Source organism: Methanoculleus caldifontis (genome assembly GCF_032842345.1).
In the GTDB taxonomy this organism is placed as follows: Archaea; Halobacteriota; Methanomicrobia; order Methanomicrobiales; family Methanoculleaceae; genus Methanoculleus; species Methanoculleus caldifontis.
Window position 1 is genome coordinate 1,210,099 of sequence record NZ_WBKO01000001.1, and the last position, 16,607, is coordinate 1,226,705.

Consider the following 16,607-nt stretch of genomic DNA (forward strand, 5'->3'; position numbering starts at 1 on the left):
GCTTCAAGATGCGACGTTCCATCTGGAACGGAGTTTGAGAAGCCATCAGGCTTCAAGATGCGACGTTCCATCTGGAACGGAGTTTGAGAAGCTATCAGGCTTCAAGATGCGACGTTCCATCAGGAACGGAGTTTGAGAAGCCCTCCGGGCTTCGGGACCGACGCTCTGTCCCGCTGGAGCGCTGCACCCTTTTCCCCGTCCGTATGGGGGCGTTGTTCCTCGCATGGGGCCACGCCACCGGCCTCCTGTAATAGCCGGGCATCATTCGGAGGCTGTGAAATCTTTCCACCGGGTGCGTCGAGCCCTTTCCCTGCGCACCCTCGCCCGTGGCGCCCCCGCTGCCCTGTCGGGGGCCGTTGCCCGCCGCCCCGACCCCTGCGATCGATCTCATTAAATACCGTTATCAACGATAATCTTGTTAACGATAATTTCGGTGACATCATGATCACGCTCACGCCTGATGACGTCAGGGCCCGGTTCGGGCCGCTCTTCTCGATGAAGTACCTCGCCATGGTCGATCAGAACGCCGGTCTCGCGGAGATCCGCGAGCAGTGCCGGGCCCGGGGGACGATCGAGTGGGATGCGGCGAACCGCGTGCGGGCGAAAGGTGCGGTCCTCTCCTGCCATGTCGAGGGCACGACGATGACGATGCTTGCCCGCCTGGGCGTATCGCCGGCGAATTTCGGGGCCGCGAGCACCGAGATCGGCGGGCAGGCACTCGAGGGTGTCGAGGTTCTCGGCGACGAGGTGGTGACCACCTGGGCCGGGATCGCGGGAGCGGGCGTCGGCGTCGCTGCCTGCCTCCCCCAGGCGCCGGGCGTGATCCGGGCCGAGTACCCCTCCGAGGACGATCTGCGGATCGGGGGTGCCCGGGTCTGCCGGGTGCGGATCGCATCACCGCTCTATGAGAAGGTGACGATCGGGATCGACGACACCGACACCCGCGAGGAGGGCGCCACGTGGGTGCTCGCGCTCAAGTGCGCCGAGGCCTGCACGATCCCCGGTGTCGAATACCTCGACATGCGCCTCGTGCAGTTGAACCCCGCGGTCCCGAAGAAGACCACCAACTGCGTTGGATCCGCCCTGAACTTCGCGGTCCGTCCGGGGAACGTGGACGCATTGATCGAATACGTCCGCGACTTCATCGAGTCGGAGGCGGTCAGCAACGACACCGGCATCGCGGTATACCGCGGGATCGCGTTTGCGGAGGAGTCCCCCTATCTCAAGCGGGTCAAGACCGAGCTCCTGACGGTCGAGGATGCGGAGGCGGAGGCGGCACGGATGGGTGTCCGGTTCGTCGACTCGAACAGACGGAAAGGGCGGATTGGAGCACTGGGCGCTGTTCTCTGGGGGAACAAGGGCGTTGAGGCGGCAGGGCTGTATGGAGAGACTCTCTGATCCCTACACGATACGGTATCCGCAGATCGTTGCGGTGGCCGGCGAGGAGGCCGGGCAGGTGGAACTCATCGAGTTCTTCGACTGCATCGGCGGGGCGATGTGGGTGAAGCGCCACTACGCGCAGAGTCCGCTCGTCCGCTCCGTCCGCACCGTGGGCGCGACCAACCGCTACCTCCTCTCGACCGGCAACGCCGACCTCGCGCTCGCAGGGTCGATCTTCCCGGCAGGGATCGCCGGCGTCGCCGTCGAAGGCGACGAGATCGCAATTACCTACCGCGGCCTCGGCGGCGGCGGCGTGGGCGCGTCCATCTGCCGTGCCGGGGCCAGCGGTGTCCTCCGCCATGAGAGCGACCCTGCGGGCGGCGGGCGTCTTGCGGGCTCGACGATCTGGCTCCCCCGCCGCGAGCGGGTGATCATCGGCGTCGACGACACCGACACCCCCGAGGAAGGCGCCACCTGGACGCTCGCCCACAACATCGCCCGGGCCGTCGAGGACGACCGTTCCCGCTACCTCTCCCATACCATCGTGCAGCTCTACCCCGTCCCCTACCGGACCAAGAACTGCGTCGCCATCGCCTGCGAGTTCGCCACCTCCGACCCCGACGGGCTCGTCCGGCGCTACCGCGATCTCCTCGAGGAGTACACCCTCTCGGAGAAGACCGGGATGGCGGTCTGGCGGGGATTCGATCCCGCCCCGCTCGAGGAGTTCGGCTGCCGCGTAAAGCGGGGCGAGGTCTCGCCGGAGGACCTTACCGCCCTCGACGATAAGCGGCTCTCGGTCGTCATGGACGGCCGGGGAGTGATCGGCGCGGTGGCGGCGATCCCGTTTTACACCCGCTACGAGGAGGCACTGGCGTTATGGACTGGCGGCGGCTGAAGGCCCGGGTACTTGAGGCGGGCGCCGTCCGCCTCACCGGCAGACCTGCGGACGGATACGTCTCCCGTTCCGCCGCGGGCCCCTCGGCTGGGAGTTCCGGGTCGCTCTTCTTCTCCACCGGCGCCGGCCGGCGGGTCCGGGCCGGTATCGATGAGGGAAGCCCCATCGAGATCTTCCACCGCGGAGGAGGCGAGGCGGACCTCTCCATCGACGGCGACGTCTTCCGCGGCCGGCTCGAACCCGCCGCCCTCCACTGCCCCCGCCAGGCCTATATCACCGTCAGCGGGTCGTGTATCTTCCACTGCCGCTACTGTATGGTCCCGTCTCTCCCCGGCCGGCGGAAAGGGGTTGAAGAAATCGTCGGGATGGTCGCGGGCGTGGCCGACCGGATCGACGCCGTCTCGATCACGAGCGGCGTCGCCTCCTCGATCGAGGAGGAGGAGGCATACGTCCTCGAGGTCGTGGCAGCGCTCGCCTCGTTCGACCTCCCTATCGGGGTCTCGATCTATCCCGGGCCGGAGACCCCTGCCCGGCTCCGTGCCCTCGGCGTCGCCGAGGTGAAGTTCAACCTCGAGGCGGCGACTGAGGCGCTCTTCTGCGAGATGTGCCCCGACCTCTCGTGGGACGGGGTCTGGGACTCCCTGCAATCGTCCGTCGCGCTCTTCGGACCGGGCAGGGTCTACTCGAACGTCATCGTCGGCCTCGGCGAGAGCGACGGCGATCTCGAGCGGGTGATGGGCGACCTCGCCGCGGCCGGGGTCATCCCGGTCCTCCGGCCGCTCACCCCGGCGGCATCCCTCGCCGACCGGCCCCGGCCGTCCGCAGAACGGCTGCTCCGGCTCTACAAGGCTCACGACAGGATCCTCCAGCAGGCCGGTCTCGACCCCCGCCGGGCGCTCACGATGTGTTCGGCATGCACCGGGTGCGACCTTACGCCGGGGAGGGACGTATGAAGGGCACCGAGGCGCTCGCCCTCGCGATCCTCCGGGCTGCCGACCGCTGCTACGCCGTCCCCGGCTACCCGGTCACGGACCTCGTTGCCTCGGCCGGGGCCGCGCTCACCGTCAACGAGAAGGTGGCGCTCGAGTACGCCCTCGGCGACTCGCTCTCCGGGAGGAGGGCCGCCGTGATCGTCAAGAATGTCGGCCTCAACGCCTGCGCCGACCCGCTGGTCCACGCCACCGCCCAGGGTCTCCGGGCGGGGGTCGTGGTGGTCGTCGGCGACGATCTCCGCGCGGCCGGATCGGACGTCGTGCAGGACTCGCGTTACTACGGCGAGGTGGCCCGGGTGCCGGTCATCGAGCCCGACTGCGAGACGATCGGCCAGGCCGTCGAGGCGGCCTTCGAGGTCTCGGAGACCTTTTCACGGGTCGCTCTCGTCAGGGTCACGCCCGACCTCCTCGAAGCGGACGTCCCGGAACCTTCCTTCCTCCGCAACGACCGCGAGGGGAGCCTCGCGGAACCGGACCTCACGATGGCCGGACGGGCGCGGGCAGCGGACCGGCGGACGGCGGCGATGTTTGCCTGGTCGCGGTCCTCGCCTCTCAACCGCTCCGCCGGAGGGGCGTTCCGCGCCGTCACCGTCTACCCGCCCCCGGCAGACCCTGAGGTGCTCGCCCTGGTCCCCGAGACCGGCCGCCCCTTCCTCTCCGAGCACCGGCTGCTCTCCCCTCCAGAACCCGCCGGAGAACCGGAGCGGTTCTCCTCGCGGGGCTACTGCCGGACGTTCTGCCGGACCTGCCCGTTCCATTCCGCGCTCGGTATCCTCTCCGAACGCGGGATGCGGGTCGTCTGCGACGCCGGGTGCGCGATCCTCGCGATGAACCCCCCCTACCGGGTCGGGCTTGCGACCTACGGCCTCGGCTCGTCGGTCGCCGTGGCGGCGACCGGTCCGGGCGTCGCGCTCACCGGCGACTACGCGCTCCTGCACTCGGGGTTAAACGCCCTCATCGACGTCTACGAACGAAACCTCCCGCTCCTCTGTATCGTCCTCGCGAACAACCGGATGGGGATGACCGGCGGTCACCCCGTCCCCGAGATCCTTCGCTACATCGCCTGGGCGGACCCGGTCATCTGCGCTGCGGACGACACCGCAGCGCTTCGCCGGGCCCTCGTCCCCCCGAGAGGGGGACCCCGGACGGTGATCGTCGAAGGCGCCTGCCCTGAAGGTGAAGAACATGCTACCGTGGCATATCGAGATCTGTGATGTAACGCTGCGAGACGGGGAGCAGACTCCCGGCGTCTCCTTTACCCGCGATGAGAAGATGGCGATCGCGCAAGCGCTCGACGAGATCGGCGTGGAGGTGATCGAGGCCGGTTTCCCCGTGGTCTCCGCATCGGAGAAGGAGTGCGTCGCCGCCATCGCCCGGAGCGGCCTTGACGCCCGGGTCTGCTGTCTTGCGCGGGCTCTGCGCCCCGACATCGAGGCGGCCATCGATTGCGACGTGGACATGGTCAGCATCTTCATCGCGACCTCGGACCTCCACATCCGGCACAAGTACCGTAAACCCCGCGAAGAGGTGCTCGAGAGTGCCCTCGGCATGGTGGAGTTCGCCTCCGACCACGGGCTGCAGGTGCGGTTTGCGGCCGAAGATGCCTCACGGACCGACCCGGCGTTCCTGGTGGAGATGTATACCCGGGGCGTCGAGTGCGGTGCCGATCTCGTCAGTTTCGCAGATACCGTCGGGTGTCTCACCCCGCTCGAGATCCACGCGGTCGTATCGGAGATCCTCGGCAAAGCGCCCCTCCCGCTCTGTATCCACTGCCACAACGATCTCGGGTTTGCCGCGGCAAACACCGTCACGGCAGCGGCTGCCGGGGCGTTCCAGCTCCACACCACCGTCAACGGCATCGGGGAGCGTGCGGGCAACGCGGCGCTCGAACAGGTCCTCGTCGCCCTGCGGCTGAAGGGCGGCATCGATCGCTACGACCTCTCGCGCCTGCAGGAGATCTCGCACCTGGTCGCAGGGTCTTCGGGCGTGACCCGAGAACGCACCCGGCCGATCGTCGGCGAGAACGCCTTCGCCCACGAGAGCGGGATCCACATCGCCGCGATCCTCGAAGACCCGGCGACCTATGAGTACGTGCCCCCGGAGATGGTGGGCGGCGAGCGCCGGTTCATCCTCGGGAAGCACACGGGGAAGCGGGCTCTCGAGCATGTCGCGAAGGCCTACGGGTTCGACCTCTCCGATGGCGAAGCGCGGTGGGTGCTCGAGCAGGTCAAGCAGAAGAGCGAGGGGAAGTGCAGCGTCACCCGCGAGGTGCTCTGCACGATCCTGCGGCAGGCAAAGGAGGGTGTCTCACGGTGAGCACGCTCTCCGAGAGGATCCTCGGCGCACCGGCGGGGAGATACGTCGACCGGGAGGTCGATGTCGCGTTCGCCCACGACGGGACCGGCGTCCTCACCAGGGAGGCGCTCAGGGAGATGGGAGTGGAGAGCCTCCCTCATCCCGATCGCCTGCGCCTCATCTTCGACCACATCGTCCCGGCGAACACCGGGACGACGGCGACGCTCCAGGCGGAGCTCCGCGAGTATGCCCGGGTCTCGGGGATAGCCCTCTCCGACGCCGGAGGAGGGATCTGCCACCAGGTGATGAGCGAAGGCCTCGTCCGGCCCGGGATGGTCGTCGTGGGCGCCGACTCCCACACCTGCACCCTCGGGGCTCTCGGCGCGTTCGCCACCGGGGTGGGTGCGACCGATATGGCGGCGATCTGGGCATCGGGGGCCACCTGGTTCCGGGTCCCGGAGACGATCGCGGTCAACCTCGCCGGGAGGCTCGACGGAGCTGCGGAAGCAAAGGACCTCGCTCTTGCCTACGTCGCAGAACTCGGCATGGAGGGGGCGACCTACCAGGCGCTCGAGTTCGTGGGGGACGGGGCGGCAGGGATCTCCATGAGCGGGAGACTGACCCTCTGCAACATGGCGGTCGAGACCGGGGCGAAGACGGGGATCTTCTATCCCGACGAGGTCACCGCCCGTCATCTCGGGGAATACGGCCTTACGGCATCGCCCCTGACCCCGGAGGACTGTTGCTACGAACGGACGCTCGATCTCGACCTCGCCGATGTCGTGCCTCTTGTCGCGGTCCCGCACCGGGTGGACACCGTCAGGGAGGCGGAGGCGCTCGCCGGCACGCACCTCGACCAGGTCTTTGTGGGGACCTGCACGAACGGCCGTTACGAGGACCTTGAGCGGTTTGCCCGGATCGTGCGGGGGAAGAAGGTGGCGGTCCGGACCCTGGTCGTCCCCGCCTCGCGGCCGGTGCTCGCCCGGGCGATCGCCACCGGCGTCCTTGCCGATATCGTGGAGGCGGGATGCATGGTGGCGCCGCCCGGCTGCGGGCCGTGTCTCGGGGCGCACGCGGGCGTGCTCGGCGAGGGCGAGGTCTGCCTCTCCACGGCCAACCGGAACTTCAAGAACCGGATGGGTGTCGGCGGCGAGATCTACCTCTCGTCGGTCGCCACCGCCGCCGCAAGCGCGCTTGCGGGCGTAATCGCCGTGCCGGAGGTGGTATAAATGCAGGGAGCCGGACCGGCGGTCTGTATCGGGGACGACATCGATACCGACCTCGTCATTGCCGGTCGCTACCTCCGGACGAAGGACCGCTCGGTCTGGGCGGAGCATGTCTTTGAGGATCTCGACCCGACGCTTGCCGGCCGCCTCCGCGGTGCGGTCGTCGTCGCCGGGAGAAATATGGGATGCGGTTCTTCCCGCGAGCAGGCGGTCGTCGCCCTCCGTGAAGCGGGTGTCGTCGGGGTCGTCGCTCCCTCCTTCGCCCGCATCTTCTTTCGGAACGCGGTCAACGTGGGCCTCCCGGTGATCGAGGCCGCTATCCCCTGTACCGACGGGTCCCGCGTCGCCTTCGACCTCGATGCGGGGTGGGTGGAGGTCGACGGGGAACGATATCCCGCCCGCCCGCTCTCGGAGAAGATGGTCGCGATCCTCCGGGCCGGAGGGCTGGTGCCCTACTGGAGGTCGTGCCGATGATCTTCCCGCCCCACTGCAAGTTCGTCGGGTCCGCGACCACCGCCCCTTACGGCGAGCGGGTCTACTTCCTCTCGCGCTACCTGGTCCGCGAGACCCCCGACGGCATGGAGGTGCTCGAGGTCGAGCCCGACCCGGAAGGCACCGGACTGATGCGCAGGGTCCTCTCCGCCCGCGTCATCGCCGCCGGAGACGAGGTTTACTGCTATCCCGATCGCGTGAACGTCCAGGATCGAACACTCTTAGTAAGTGAGGCGATACGGTCCGGGCACCGGTGCACCATATTCACCGGCCACGGCGAACAGACGACGTTCGTCCTCGATCCGGACCTCTCGGGGTTCCTCCGGATCCACGTCTACGACATCACCCCGCCCCGCCCCCACCTCTCATCCACGCTCACCGAGCTCGAGAGGACCGGGCTCTTCGGGGACCTCGAGGTCGTCTTTGAGCATCATACGAGGGATATCCGGGAGATCCAGGGCGACGTCTACCCCTGCCGGGCGGCGGGGTTCCCCCGGACCCTCGACGCCGACCCGGTCCGCCCCGGCGACCGGGTCGTGGGCTGCCTGACGGCACAGAACCTCGTGCAGGAGTGCTGCGACGACGGGATCACGGTGGAGAACATCTGCCCCCTCGGCGCGGTGGCGGCTGAGCCTTTCATCGCCCGGTGCTGCCGGAGCGAGCGGGCAGGTCTCGGCCGCTGGAACGGCCGGTTCGGCGCGGTGGTCCACTGGGGCGCATCGGCGTGGGAGATCGCGCAGGCGGTCCGGCAGGTGGCGACCGCATGGAGGGAGAAGCATGGTGAAGGTAGCGGTCGTTGAGGGCGACGGGATCGGGCAGGAGGTCGTCCCGGTTGCCCGCGAGATCCTCGCCGCCGTGCGGCCGGACTTCGAGTTCTTCGACGTCGAGGTGGGTTACGGCCGGTGGGAGCGGACCGGGAGCGCCTGCGACGACGAGACCATGAACGACCTCCGGTCGGCGGACGCCATCCTCTTTGGAGCCGTCACGACCCCGCCGGACCCGGACTACCGCAGCGTCCTCCTGCAGATCCGCCACGATCTCGATCTCTACGCGAACGTCCGCCCGATCCGGGGCGATAATGTCGACGTCGTCATCGTGCGGGAGAACACCGAGGGGCTCTACTCCGGGATCGAGTGGACGGAACCTGACCGGGCCTGCACCGTCAGGGTCGTCTCCCGGCGGGGGAGCGAGCGGATCGCCCGCTACGCCTGCACGCTCGCGAAGCCGCGCCGCCACCTCACCGTCGGGAACAAGGCAAACGTCCTGAAGTCGGACTGCCTCTTCGTGGAGATCTGCACGGCGGAGGCCGTCCGTGCGGGGGTTCCCTGTACAACCCGCTACATCGACGCGCTCTGCCTCGACCTCCTGATGCGCCCGGACCGCTACGACGTGATCGTGACGACCAATATGTTCGGGGACATCCTCTCCGACGCCGCCGCCTACCTGGTGGGGGGACTCGGGATGCTGCCGAGCGCGAACATCGGCGAGCGTCACGCTTTCTTTGAGCCCGTGCATGGGAGCGCTCCCGATATCGCGGGACAGAACGTGGCTAACCCCATCGCCGCCATCAGGAGCGCCGCGATGCTCCTCTCCCACTTCGGGGACACCGCGTCCGCGGCGGCCGTGGAGGAGGCCGTCGGCCGGGTGATCGGGGCAGGCATCCGGACCCGCGACCTCGGCGGCGCCGCCGGCACCCGGGAGTTCGGGGCGGCGGTGCTCCGCGAGGTCGGGCGGGGGAAGGCCTAAACGCTTCCCCGCCAAGGTGTAGGCTATGGTGCTGGTGGGATGCCATATCTCCATCGCAGGCTCGATCGACCGCGCGGTCGGGCGAGCTCGCGAGGCGGGCTGCGAGACGTTTCAGATCTTCTCCCGGAACCCCCGGGGCTGGAAGGCGAAGGACCTCGAGCCGGGACCGGTCGATGCGTTCCGGAAGGCGCTCGACGCATCCGGGCTCGGCCCGGTCGTCGATCACATGCCTTACCTCCCGAACCCGGCCTCGCCCGACGACGAGATCTACGAGAAATCGGTCGCGGCGCTCACCAATGAACTCCAGCGGTGCGATCTGCTCGGGATACCCTATCTCGTCACCCACCTCGGCCACCACCGCGGTGCCGGGACGGAGGGCGGGCAGGAACGGGTGATCGCCGCCGCCAACCGGGCGCTCGCCGCAGCCGGGGCGGACGGCGTGACGCTCCTCCTCGAGAACACCGCCGGGGAGAAGAACAGCGTCGGGTCGACCGTTGCGGATCTCGCCCGGATCGTTGACGGGATCGATGAGAGAGGAGAGATCGGGCTCTGCTTCGACACCTGCCATGCCTTTGCCGCCGGGTACGACCTCCGGACCGCCGAAGGCGTCGACGCGCTCTTTGGCGAGATCGATGACCTGATCGGCCTCTCAAACCTCCGGATCATCCACCTCAACGACTGCAAGGGCGACCTCGGGAGCGGGCTTGACCGGCACGAACACATCGGGCTCGGTTCCATCGGGGAGGAGGGGTTCCGGCATATCCTCCGGCACCCGGCCGTCCGGAGCCTCCCCCTCATCTGCGAGACCCCGGTCGATGAGCGCCGGGGTGACGGCGGAAACATCGCGAAGGTTCGCGAACTCGCCGGAGTGTGACCCGGTCTCCAGGGGCCCGGGCACAATATTATTCTCTATATTTTATAATAATCCCGAATGACCCCTCCGACACCGGGAGTCCGTAAGAGATATATATTTATACTCATATCCTCCCACCCACGAACCCTTTGCCTGGCGGGACCCGGTGATTCTCCGGCACCCTGCAGGACCTCAGTTTGCACGCCGGCGGGGAGGGGACACCGTCTCCATCCTGCCTGCGGGCACCATCGCGTGAGACGAAAGGGGGCGTTCTCATCGTGGTGATCGGAGAATGGCTGAACACATAGCGCTGATGATAGTCTGCGCCGTCATCCTTGCCGGACTGCTGGCTCCGCCCGTTTTTGCGGCGCCTGTGGCTCCGGGGGAAACGATAGCCTTCTGCTCCGCCGGCGGATCGCAGGAGCATCCGGATATCGACGGCAGCATGGTCGTCTGGGAAGACGGCCGGAACGGGAAGTATATCTACTACTCTACTGCTCCCGGCGGGGGGGGCCAGAGGATCACCGACGGCTACGCCCAACAGGGGTATCCATCCGTCTCGGGAGGCCGTATCGTCTGGCAGGACCGGCGGGACGGGGGCCTCGGGATATACATGTACTCGCCTTCCGGCGGCGAGAGGCGGATCGGCACCGGCACCGGCGACCGGTGGATGCCGGTTATCTATAACAACCATGTTGTCTGGTACGAGAACCGCGAGGGAGGTGTCGATATCTGCCTCTTCAACATCGGAACGGAAGAGGAGACCTATCTCGACTGCTCGCCGGTGACCGGGTGGAAGCCGGCACTCTCGGACAGATACGTCGTCTGGGAGGAGAGCACCGGGGGCGGCGACATCTGGACATACGATATCGCGACCGGGCAGAAGAGGCGGATAACCACGAACGGTGCGCGGCAGGCGTATCCTGCAATATCGGGAGGCCGGATCGTCTGGGAGGATTACCGGAACGGGCAGCCCGACATCTACCTGTACGATCTCGGCGGAGGCCGCGAGTACCGGATCACCAGCGACCCCTCCGAGCAGGTCTCTCCAGCGATCGACGGGGATATCATCGCCTGGGAGGACAAGCGGGGCGGCCTCTGGGACATCTACATGCATGATCTCGACACCGGCGCCGAGATGTCGGTCTGCACCGCCACAAACGAGCAGCTCTTCCCCTCGGTCTCCGGGAGCAGGATCGTCTGGCAGGACAAGCGGAGCGGGGAGTGGAAGATCTACGCCTTCACCTACGCCGGCGGGAAGCCGCCGGAGGCGGAGTTCTCGGCGTCGCCGGCCGCCGGCACGGTCCCGCTCACCGTCCGGTTCACCGACCTCTCCGCCGGCGGCCCGGACGCCTGGGAGTGGGAGTTCGGCGACGGTGAGACTTCGACGGAGCAGAACCCGGTCCACATCTACGAGAGCCCCGGCGAGTACACGGTCTTCCTCCAGGCGAGCAACCGGTTCGGGTCCGACACCGTCACAAAGACCGACCTCATCCGTGCGGAGTTGCCCAGGCCGCCTGAGGCCGCCTTCTCCGCCTCGCCGGTATCGGGCGGCGCGCCCCTTGCCGTACAGTTCAAAGACGAATCAAAGAACGGCCCCACCGCCTGGTTCTGGGACTTCGGGGACGGGAACCGCTCTACCCAGCAGAACCCGAAGCACACCTACGTGACGGTCGGCACCTACAGCGTCAGCCTGACCGTTGAGAATGCGGCAGGCGACTCGAACGTCACGAGAGCCGCCTACGTCACGGTCGTCCGGCCTCCTGAGGCCTCGTTCGAGGCCGATGCCCGGAGCGGGATCGCACCGCTCACCGTCCGGTTCACGGACACCTCGACCGGCGACGTCACGACACGGCTCTGGCGTTTCGGTGACGGCAGCTCCTCAAACGACCCAAATCCGGAGCATACCTACCCTGGTGCCGGGACCTACACCGTCTCGCTCGAGGTCGGGAACGCGGCGGGGAAGGACACCGAGACGAAGAACGATTACATCACCGTGATCGAGCAACCGGTCGCGGCATTCACCGCGAACGCCCGGGAAGGAGTCGCCCCGCTCGCGGTCCGGTTCACGGATGCCTCGACCGGGGTTCCGGCATCCTGGTCCTGGAGTTTCGGGGACGGCGGGACCTCCACAGGCCGGAACCCGGAGCATACGTACGGGAGTCCCGGGACCTATACCGTCTCCCTGACAGTGAAAAACGATGCCGGTGAGAATACGACGACGAAAGCCGGACACATAACGGTCTTTGAGCCCCTGGTCGCCGGTTTTGGGGCGAATGCCACGACGGGCAGAGTGCCGCTCACCGTCCGGTTCGCGGATGCCTCGACCGGCGATATCGAGACCTGGTCATGGCGTTTCGGGGACGGGGGTTCGTCGAACGAGCGAAACCCGACCCATACCTACGGGAGCGCGGGCATCTATACCGTCACGCTCACCGTCGCGAACCGATTCGGTGAGGATCTCCGGGAGGTGGCGGGATACGTCACGGTCGCCGCGCCGCCGACGGCGGGGTTCTCCGCGAACGTGACCGAAGGCAGGGCCCCGCTCGCGGTCCGGTTTACGGACTCCTCGACCGGGGCCCCGGTCTCGTGGTCGTGGGCCTTCGGTGACGGGGGATCGGCGACGGCGGGGAGCCCCGTCCATGTCTACCGGGCGCCCGGGACCTACACCGTCATCCTGACCGTGAAGAACGATGCCGGGGAGGATACGGCGACCCGGACCGGTTACATCACCGTCCGCGAGCCGCTGGTCGCCGGGTTCACCGCGAACGCGACCGTCGGGGTCGCCCCGCTCGCGGTCCGGTTCACGAATGCCTCGACCGGGGGCCCGGCGTCGTGGTCCTGGGACTTCGGGGACGGCGAGACCTCCGCGGTGCCCGACCCGGTCCACGTATTCGCGAGACCCGGTACCTACACCGTCGGCCTGAAGGTCTCCGACGGCGGCGACCACGCTACAAAGTCCCTGCAGATCCGCGTCCTCGGCCCACCCACCGCAGGATTCAGTGCCGTATCCACCAACGGCACTGCCCCCCTCGCGGTTACGTTCACCGATGCCTCCACCGGAGACCCGTCCGCCTGGCTCTGGAGTTTCGGTGACGGGGGGACCTCGGCCGACCGCCATCCCACGCACACCTACGCTGCCGCCGGGAATTACACCGTCAACCTGACGGTGGAGAACGCTGCCGGGAAGGATACCGTGATGAAGACCCGGTACATCTCCGTCCACCCCGCACCGGCAACCGCGATACCGACCCAGCCGCCGGCCAGTGGGGGAGGGGGAGGAGGAGGAGGCGGTGGCGGTGGCGGCGGCGGCTGGAACCCGGCCTGGAACACGCCGACACTCACTCCGACCGCCACGCCGACAGTGACCCCCACCGCGAACGCGACGCCGACCCCTCTTCCTGGAGCGGCCGGGCCGGGCCGGCTGCTTATCGGTGAGGCCGGCCTCGTGGAAGACCTCGTCCGGGTCGGCTCGTCCGACGGCATTGCGAGTCTCATCGTTGCCGGGGGTGTCAGAGCCGTCGACGCTGCCGGGAACCCGCTCCGTGCGGTGACCCTCGATGGGCTCGACCCCGTCGAGGTGCCCCCGGTGCCGGGAGTGGGGGCGTATGCCTTTGCCGGGTATGCCTGCGCCGCCGGCCCGGAGGGAGCCACCTTCTCGCCGCCGGTGGCTCTGGCGTTCAACTTCACGGAGGAAGAGTGGCATACCGTCTACCGCGGCCAGGGCGGGCTTCTGGTGCAGTGGTATAACCGGTCGGCGGAGACCTGGGAGGAGGTCCCCACCGCCGTCCACCCCGAGACCCGGAGCGTCACGGCCGAAGTTTCACACTTCAGCCTGTATGCGCTCTTCGCCGAGGTGCCCGGAGGAGGCGCGGCGCAGGTTGTCGGGCCGGATATCTCTCTCCCGGCGGAGGCCGGGAGCGACTCTCCGTACGCGCACGTCGTTCCCGGCCTGATCGCCCTTGCCCTCGTGGGGGCGGGAGCGTTCTTCTACTACCGGCGAGGGGAGACCTGAGACTTCCCGAAAACGTGAACTGAGATGAGAATAGGGTAGAGGTCTGAGGGGGCCGGGGTCCGGCCCCTGGAGGATCAGCCCCGCATCTTCCGTCCCGCGAGCAGGAGAAGGAGCGCCGCTCCGGCAACGATCGCACCGAATCCCGGTGCTGCCTGCGTGGGTTCCCCGGCATCCTCAAGGCCGGTCAGCCAGGCGGCGCTGGTCGTCGGCGAGAGGTACCGGACGCCCGCGAGGACGTAGCCGCCCGGCACACTCTCGGCCGTGTAGGCGCCGGCGGCCGGGAACGTCGTGTTCCACCGGACCGTCCCTTCCGGATCGGTCCCGAACGCGAAGGCTTCCCCGCTCCTGAGATCCGTGCCGGCGATCATGTAGCCTCCGGCGGGCCGCAGAGCGACGGCGTAGCCGGTGAGACCCTCCATGTTCCTGAGCCAGACCTCCTCGCCCTGCGAGTCGACGAGTCCGTACCAGTAGTTTCCTGAATACACGAACCCGCCCTCACCGGTCTCTGCGATATCGAGGACGACCGGGGCCTGATAGTTCCTGTGCCAGAGCGTGTTGCCGTCGGCGTCGAGGCGGAGGAGGAAGGCGTCCCCGATATCGTTGTTGAAGGGCGACGACGTGCCGCCGATGACGTATCCGCCGTCGGCGGTCACGATGCCGGCGTTTGCCGAGGTGCCGGGGAACGTCCGGTTCCAGACCGGCGCCCCGTCACCGTCGATCTTCGTGATGATCGCCGTCGTGTCGTTTTCCGCTCCGGGCGGGTTCCAGAGCCACCCGACGACGACGTAGCCGCCGTCGGCGGTCGGCCTGACTGCCGAGACCTTTTCGTTCGGCAGGACCTGCCGCCGGATCTCCTCTCCGGCGGCATCGGTCCAGATCAGGAACGAGGTGCCCTGGTAGGTGGAGACTTCAGCGGTCCAGTCTCTCGAGACGTTGTAGGCACCGGCGATATAACCGCCATCGGGTCTCTCTGCAACCGAGGCCGCCGCCATGCCGGGGAACCTGCCGGCCCAGACCTCATTGCCCCGGCCGTCGGCCTTGACGAGCAGCAGGTCTTCCCTGCCCCCGTCGGCCCCGGCGAGGGTCGAGCCGAGAGCGATGTAGCCGCCGTCTGCGGTCGGTGCAACGGCATCGAACTTGCTGTTGTTCTCCGGCGAGAACGTCGCGTTCCAGGCGACCGTCGTGGCGGCTCCTGCTGTAGAGACAACCGCGGCCGACAGGATCACCGCGATGAGCAGTGCCGCTGCGATCGACCCCGGCAGCCGGACGTATCGGTAACTTTTCGTCATGGAATCGATCACTGGTGAGGTCCGGCATGCGAAAAACGTAGTGGTTCGTCATGGCTGTGGCGGCAATCCAGTGAACTACCACGCCCTGAAGGGCGGGGCTTCCTGCTTCATGGACAACACTTGCATCACAGGGATGTGATGTAGCGGTATTGTCTCCACCGGCTCGAAGGGCTGTTCCATCCCCACGCGGTGAATATTCACCGCAGCATTGTAATCTCGATCAGCAACAAACCTACAGTATGGGCATTCGTGAACTCTCTCAGAGAGTGTTTTTTTCACGATGCTTCCGCAGTTTGCGCATATCTGTGATGTATTCCGGGGATCGACTTTGACAAATTTCGTACCAGCACTTTCAGCCTTGTACGCAAGGTAAGAATAGAATCGTCCCCATGAAGCATCATGGATACCCCTGTGTAGTCTCGGAGAGTTACCTTTCTCCTTCAGACCTTTGATATCCAGGTTTTCGACGCAGATCGTTGCATAGGTGTCAACGTACCGATGGGAGAGTTTATGCAGGAAATCTTTTTTCTGGTTTGTGATATGATCATAGGCCTTCTCCAGCCTGCACTTTGCCTTCTTCCAGTTTTGCGAGAGCCGTTTCTTTCGGGCAATGCTCTGTTGCAACTTCTTGATCGTATACAGTGAACACTCATAGAACCGGGGATTCTCGACCATTGCACCGTCACTATCGACTGCAAAAAAGGTCAGACCGACATCAATCCCAACAGACCTTCCTTCCCGTTTTGACCCGGTAAACTCTTGCTCTGCCTGAACGATCACAAACCATCGATCCCCGTGACGGGTGAGCAGGACGCCCTTCACCTTCCCGGTATACGGGCGGTGCATGGTGAACGGGATCGCTCCGATCTTCGAGAACGTGATCATACTGTGTTCCCGGTCGATCTTGAACCCGGACTGGTTGTAGTTGAGCGTCCGATACCGGAATGCGCTCTTGAACCGGAGTTTGCCGATCTTCCGTCCTCTCTTCTTCGACTGGGCGAGAGCAGCGATGTTGCCCCAGAGAGCATAGTTCACCATCTGGAGTACTTTGGAGTAAACGCCCTTTAGAGATGGATTCTCATCTTTCAGCGTGACAATCCGTGCCTGTGTTTCTCGCATCGTCGGAGTGATCCTGTTCTCCCGAGCTGTGTTGCATTCTTCAAGAAGTGTGTTGTAGAGCCACCGACAGGTATCGAGCGCACTGTTCAGCCGTGTCTCAGTGGATGCGTCAGGATATGCCCGGTACTTGTAGGAGAGGAGCATCGACGCTGTAACTTCGTTGGATGGCGAGATAGACGTTATCCATGCGGGGTGAAAGTGAATTGGGAAGTGGACGCCGCTTCACGGCAAATTGAAAATTTGCCTGACAGGCACAACTTTCTGGGTTGTGCCGTGTCATCCCCGGCCTGAAGACCGGGGACTTC

Annotated in this window: 13 protein-coding genes; 11 read left to right on the forward strand and 2 right to left on the reverse strand. The window is 66.5% G+C overall.

What is annotated here, in order from left to right; all coding sequences use genetic code 11:
* Positions 1–441 precede the first annotated feature (441 nt).
* From F8E02_RS06225 to F8E02_RS06275, 11 genes are all read left to right on the forward strand, one after another.
* Positions 442–1,398 carry a tRNA(Ile2) 2-agmatinylcytidine synthetase gene (locus F8E02_RS06225; protein WP_317064623.1) on the forward strand — a complete coding sequence of 319 codons (957 nt, stop codon included), beginning with the start codon at positions 442–444 and terminating at the stop codon, positions 1,396–1,398.
* Positions 1,382–2,275, forward strand: a complete 894-nt coding sequence (gene mmp11, locus F8E02_RS06230) for a methanogenesis marker protein 11 (RefSeq protein WP_317064624.1) — start codon at positions 1,382–1,384, stop codon at positions 2,273–2,275. The genes F8E02_RS06225 and mmp11 overlap by 17 nt, the downstream gene beginning before the upstream one ends.
* The gene (locus F8E02_RS06235; protein WP_317064625.1) at positions 2,257–3,228 is read left to right on the forward strand and encodes a radical SAM protein; all 972 of its coding nucleotides are present in this window, start codon (positions 2,257–2,259) and stop codon (positions 3,226–3,228) included. Before mmp11 ends, F8E02_RS06235 begins: the two co-directional genes overlap by 19 nt.
* A complete protein-coding gene (locus tag F8E02_RS06240) occupies positions 3,225–4,481 on the forward strand; it encodes a thiamine pyrophosphate-dependent enzyme (RefSeq protein WP_317064626.1) in 1,257 nt (418 codons plus the stop codon). The genes F8E02_RS06235 and F8E02_RS06240 overlap by 4 nt, the downstream gene beginning before the upstream one ends.
* On the forward strand, positions 4,453–5,583 hold the full coding sequence (locus F8E02_RS06245) for a homocitrate synthase family protein (protein WP_317064627.1): 1,131 nt from the start codon (positions 4,453–4,455) through the stop codon (positions 5,581–5,583). Before F8E02_RS06240 ends, F8E02_RS06245 begins: the two co-directional genes overlap by 29 nt.
* Entirely contained in the window at positions 5,580–6,791 is a 1,212-nt protein-coding gene (locus F8E02_RS06250) for a 3-isopropylmalate dehydratase large subunit (RefSeq protein WP_317064628.1), read from the forward strand. Before F8E02_RS06245 ends, F8E02_RS06250 begins: the two co-directional genes overlap by 4 nt.
* Positions 6,792–7,262, forward strand: a complete 471-nt coding sequence (locus tag F8E02_RS06255) for a LeuD/DmdB family oxidoreductase small subunit (protein ID WP_317064629.1) — start codon at positions 6,792–6,794, stop codon at positions 7,260–7,262.
* Positions 7,259–8,080 (forward strand): DUF7714 family protein, encoded by an 822-nt coding sequence (locus F8E02_RS06260; RefSeq protein ID WP_317064630.1) that lies wholly within the window; start codon positions 7,259–7,261, stop codon positions 8,078–8,080. Before F8E02_RS06255 ends, F8E02_RS06260 begins: the two co-directional genes overlap by 4 nt.
* Positions 8,058–9,026 (forward strand): isocitrate/isopropylmalate dehydrogenase family protein, encoded by a 969-nt coding sequence (locus F8E02_RS06265; RefSeq protein ID WP_317064631.1) that lies wholly within the window; start codon positions 8,058–8,060, stop codon positions 9,024–9,026. The genes F8E02_RS06260 and F8E02_RS06265 overlap by 23 nt, the downstream gene beginning before the upstream one ends.
* Before the next feature lie 25 nt (positions 9,027–9,051).
* Positions 9,052–9,900: a deoxyribonuclease IV gene (locus tag F8E02_RS06270; protein WP_317064632.1), complete on the forward strand. Its 849-nt coding sequence runs from the start codon at positions 9,052–9,054 to the stop codon at positions 9,898–9,900.
* A gap of 271 nt (positions 9,901–10,171) precedes the next feature.
* Positions 10,172–13,894: a PKD domain-containing protein gene (locus tag F8E02_RS06275; RefSeq protein ID WP_317064633.1), complete on the forward strand. Its 3,723-nt coding sequence runs from the start codon at positions 10,172–10,174 to the stop codon at positions 13,892–13,894.
* Positions 13,895–13,968: 74 nt separating this feature from the next.
* Here F8E02_RS06275 and F8E02_RS06280 read toward each other — a convergent pair whose 3' ends face one another.
* Both F8E02_RS06280 and F8E02_RS06285 read right to left on the reverse strand, forming a co-directional pair.
* Positions 13,969–15,183, reverse strand: a complete 1,215-nt coding sequence (locus tag F8E02_RS06280; RefSeq protein ID WP_317064634.1) for a hypothetical protein — start codon at positions 15,181–15,183, stop codon at positions 13,969–13,971.
* Between the two features lie 75 nt (positions 15,184–15,258).
* Complete coding sequence (locus F8E02_RS06285; RefSeq protein ID WP_317064635.1) at positions 15,259–16,446, reverse strand: RNA-guided endonuclease InsQ/TnpB family protein; 1,188 nt, start codon at positions 16,444–16,446, stop codon at positions 15,259–15,261.
* Between the last annotated feature and the right edge of the window lie 161 nt (positions 16,447–16,607).

What these genes read in the sequence shown, in the direction of transcription:
- F8E02_RS06255 (WP_317064629.1), top strand. Translation starts at nt 6,792, where the DNA reads ATGCAGGGAGCCGGACCGGCGGTCTGTATCGGGGACGACATCGATACC.
- F8E02_RS06240 (WP_317064626.1), top strand. Translation starts at nt 3,225, where the DNA reads ATGAAGGGCACCGAGGCGCTCGCCCTCGCGATCCTCCGGGCTGCCGAC.
- F8E02_RS06225 (WP_317064623.1), top strand. Translation starts at nt 442, where the DNA reads ATGATCACGCTCACGCCTGATGACGTCAGGGCCCGGTTCGGGCCGCTC.
- F8E02_RS06245 (WP_317064627.1), top strand. Translation starts at nt 4,453, where the DNA reads ATGCTACCGTGGCATATCGAGATCTGTGATGTAACGCTGCGAGACGGG.
- F8E02_RS06280 (WP_317064634.1), bottom strand. Translation starts at nt 15,183, where the DNA reads ATGACGAAAAGTTACCGATACGTCCGGCTGCCGGGGTCGATCGCAGCG.
- mmp11 (WP_317064624.1), top strand. Translation starts at nt 1,382, where the DNA reads ATGGAGAGACTCTCTGATCCCTACACGATACGGTATCCGCAGATCGTT.
- F8E02_RS06285 (WP_317064635.1), bottom strand. Translation starts at nt 16,446, where the DNA reads ATGCTCCTCTCCTACAAGTACCGGGCATATCCTGACGCATCCACTGAG.
- F8E02_RS06235 (WP_317064625.1), top strand. Translation starts at nt 2,257, where the DNA reads ATGGACTGGCGGCGGCTGAAGGCCCGGGTACTTGAGGCGGGCGCCGTC.
- F8E02_RS06260 (WP_317064630.1), top strand. Translation starts at nt 7,259, where the DNA reads ATGATCTTCCCGCCCCACTGCAAGTTCGTCGGGTCCGCGACCACCGCC.
- F8E02_RS06270 (WP_317064632.1), top strand. Translation starts at nt 9,052, where the DNA reads ATGGTGCTGGTGGGATGCCATATCTCCATCGCAGGCTCGATCGACCGC.
- F8E02_RS06275 (WP_317064633.1), top strand. Translation starts at nt 10,172, where the DNA reads ATGGCTGAACACATAGCGCTGATGATAGTCTGCGCCGTCATCCTTGCC.
- F8E02_RS06265 (WP_317064631.1), top strand. Translation starts at nt 8,058, where the DNA reads ATGGTGAAGGTAGCGGTCGTTGAGGGCGACGGGATCGGGCAGGAGGTC.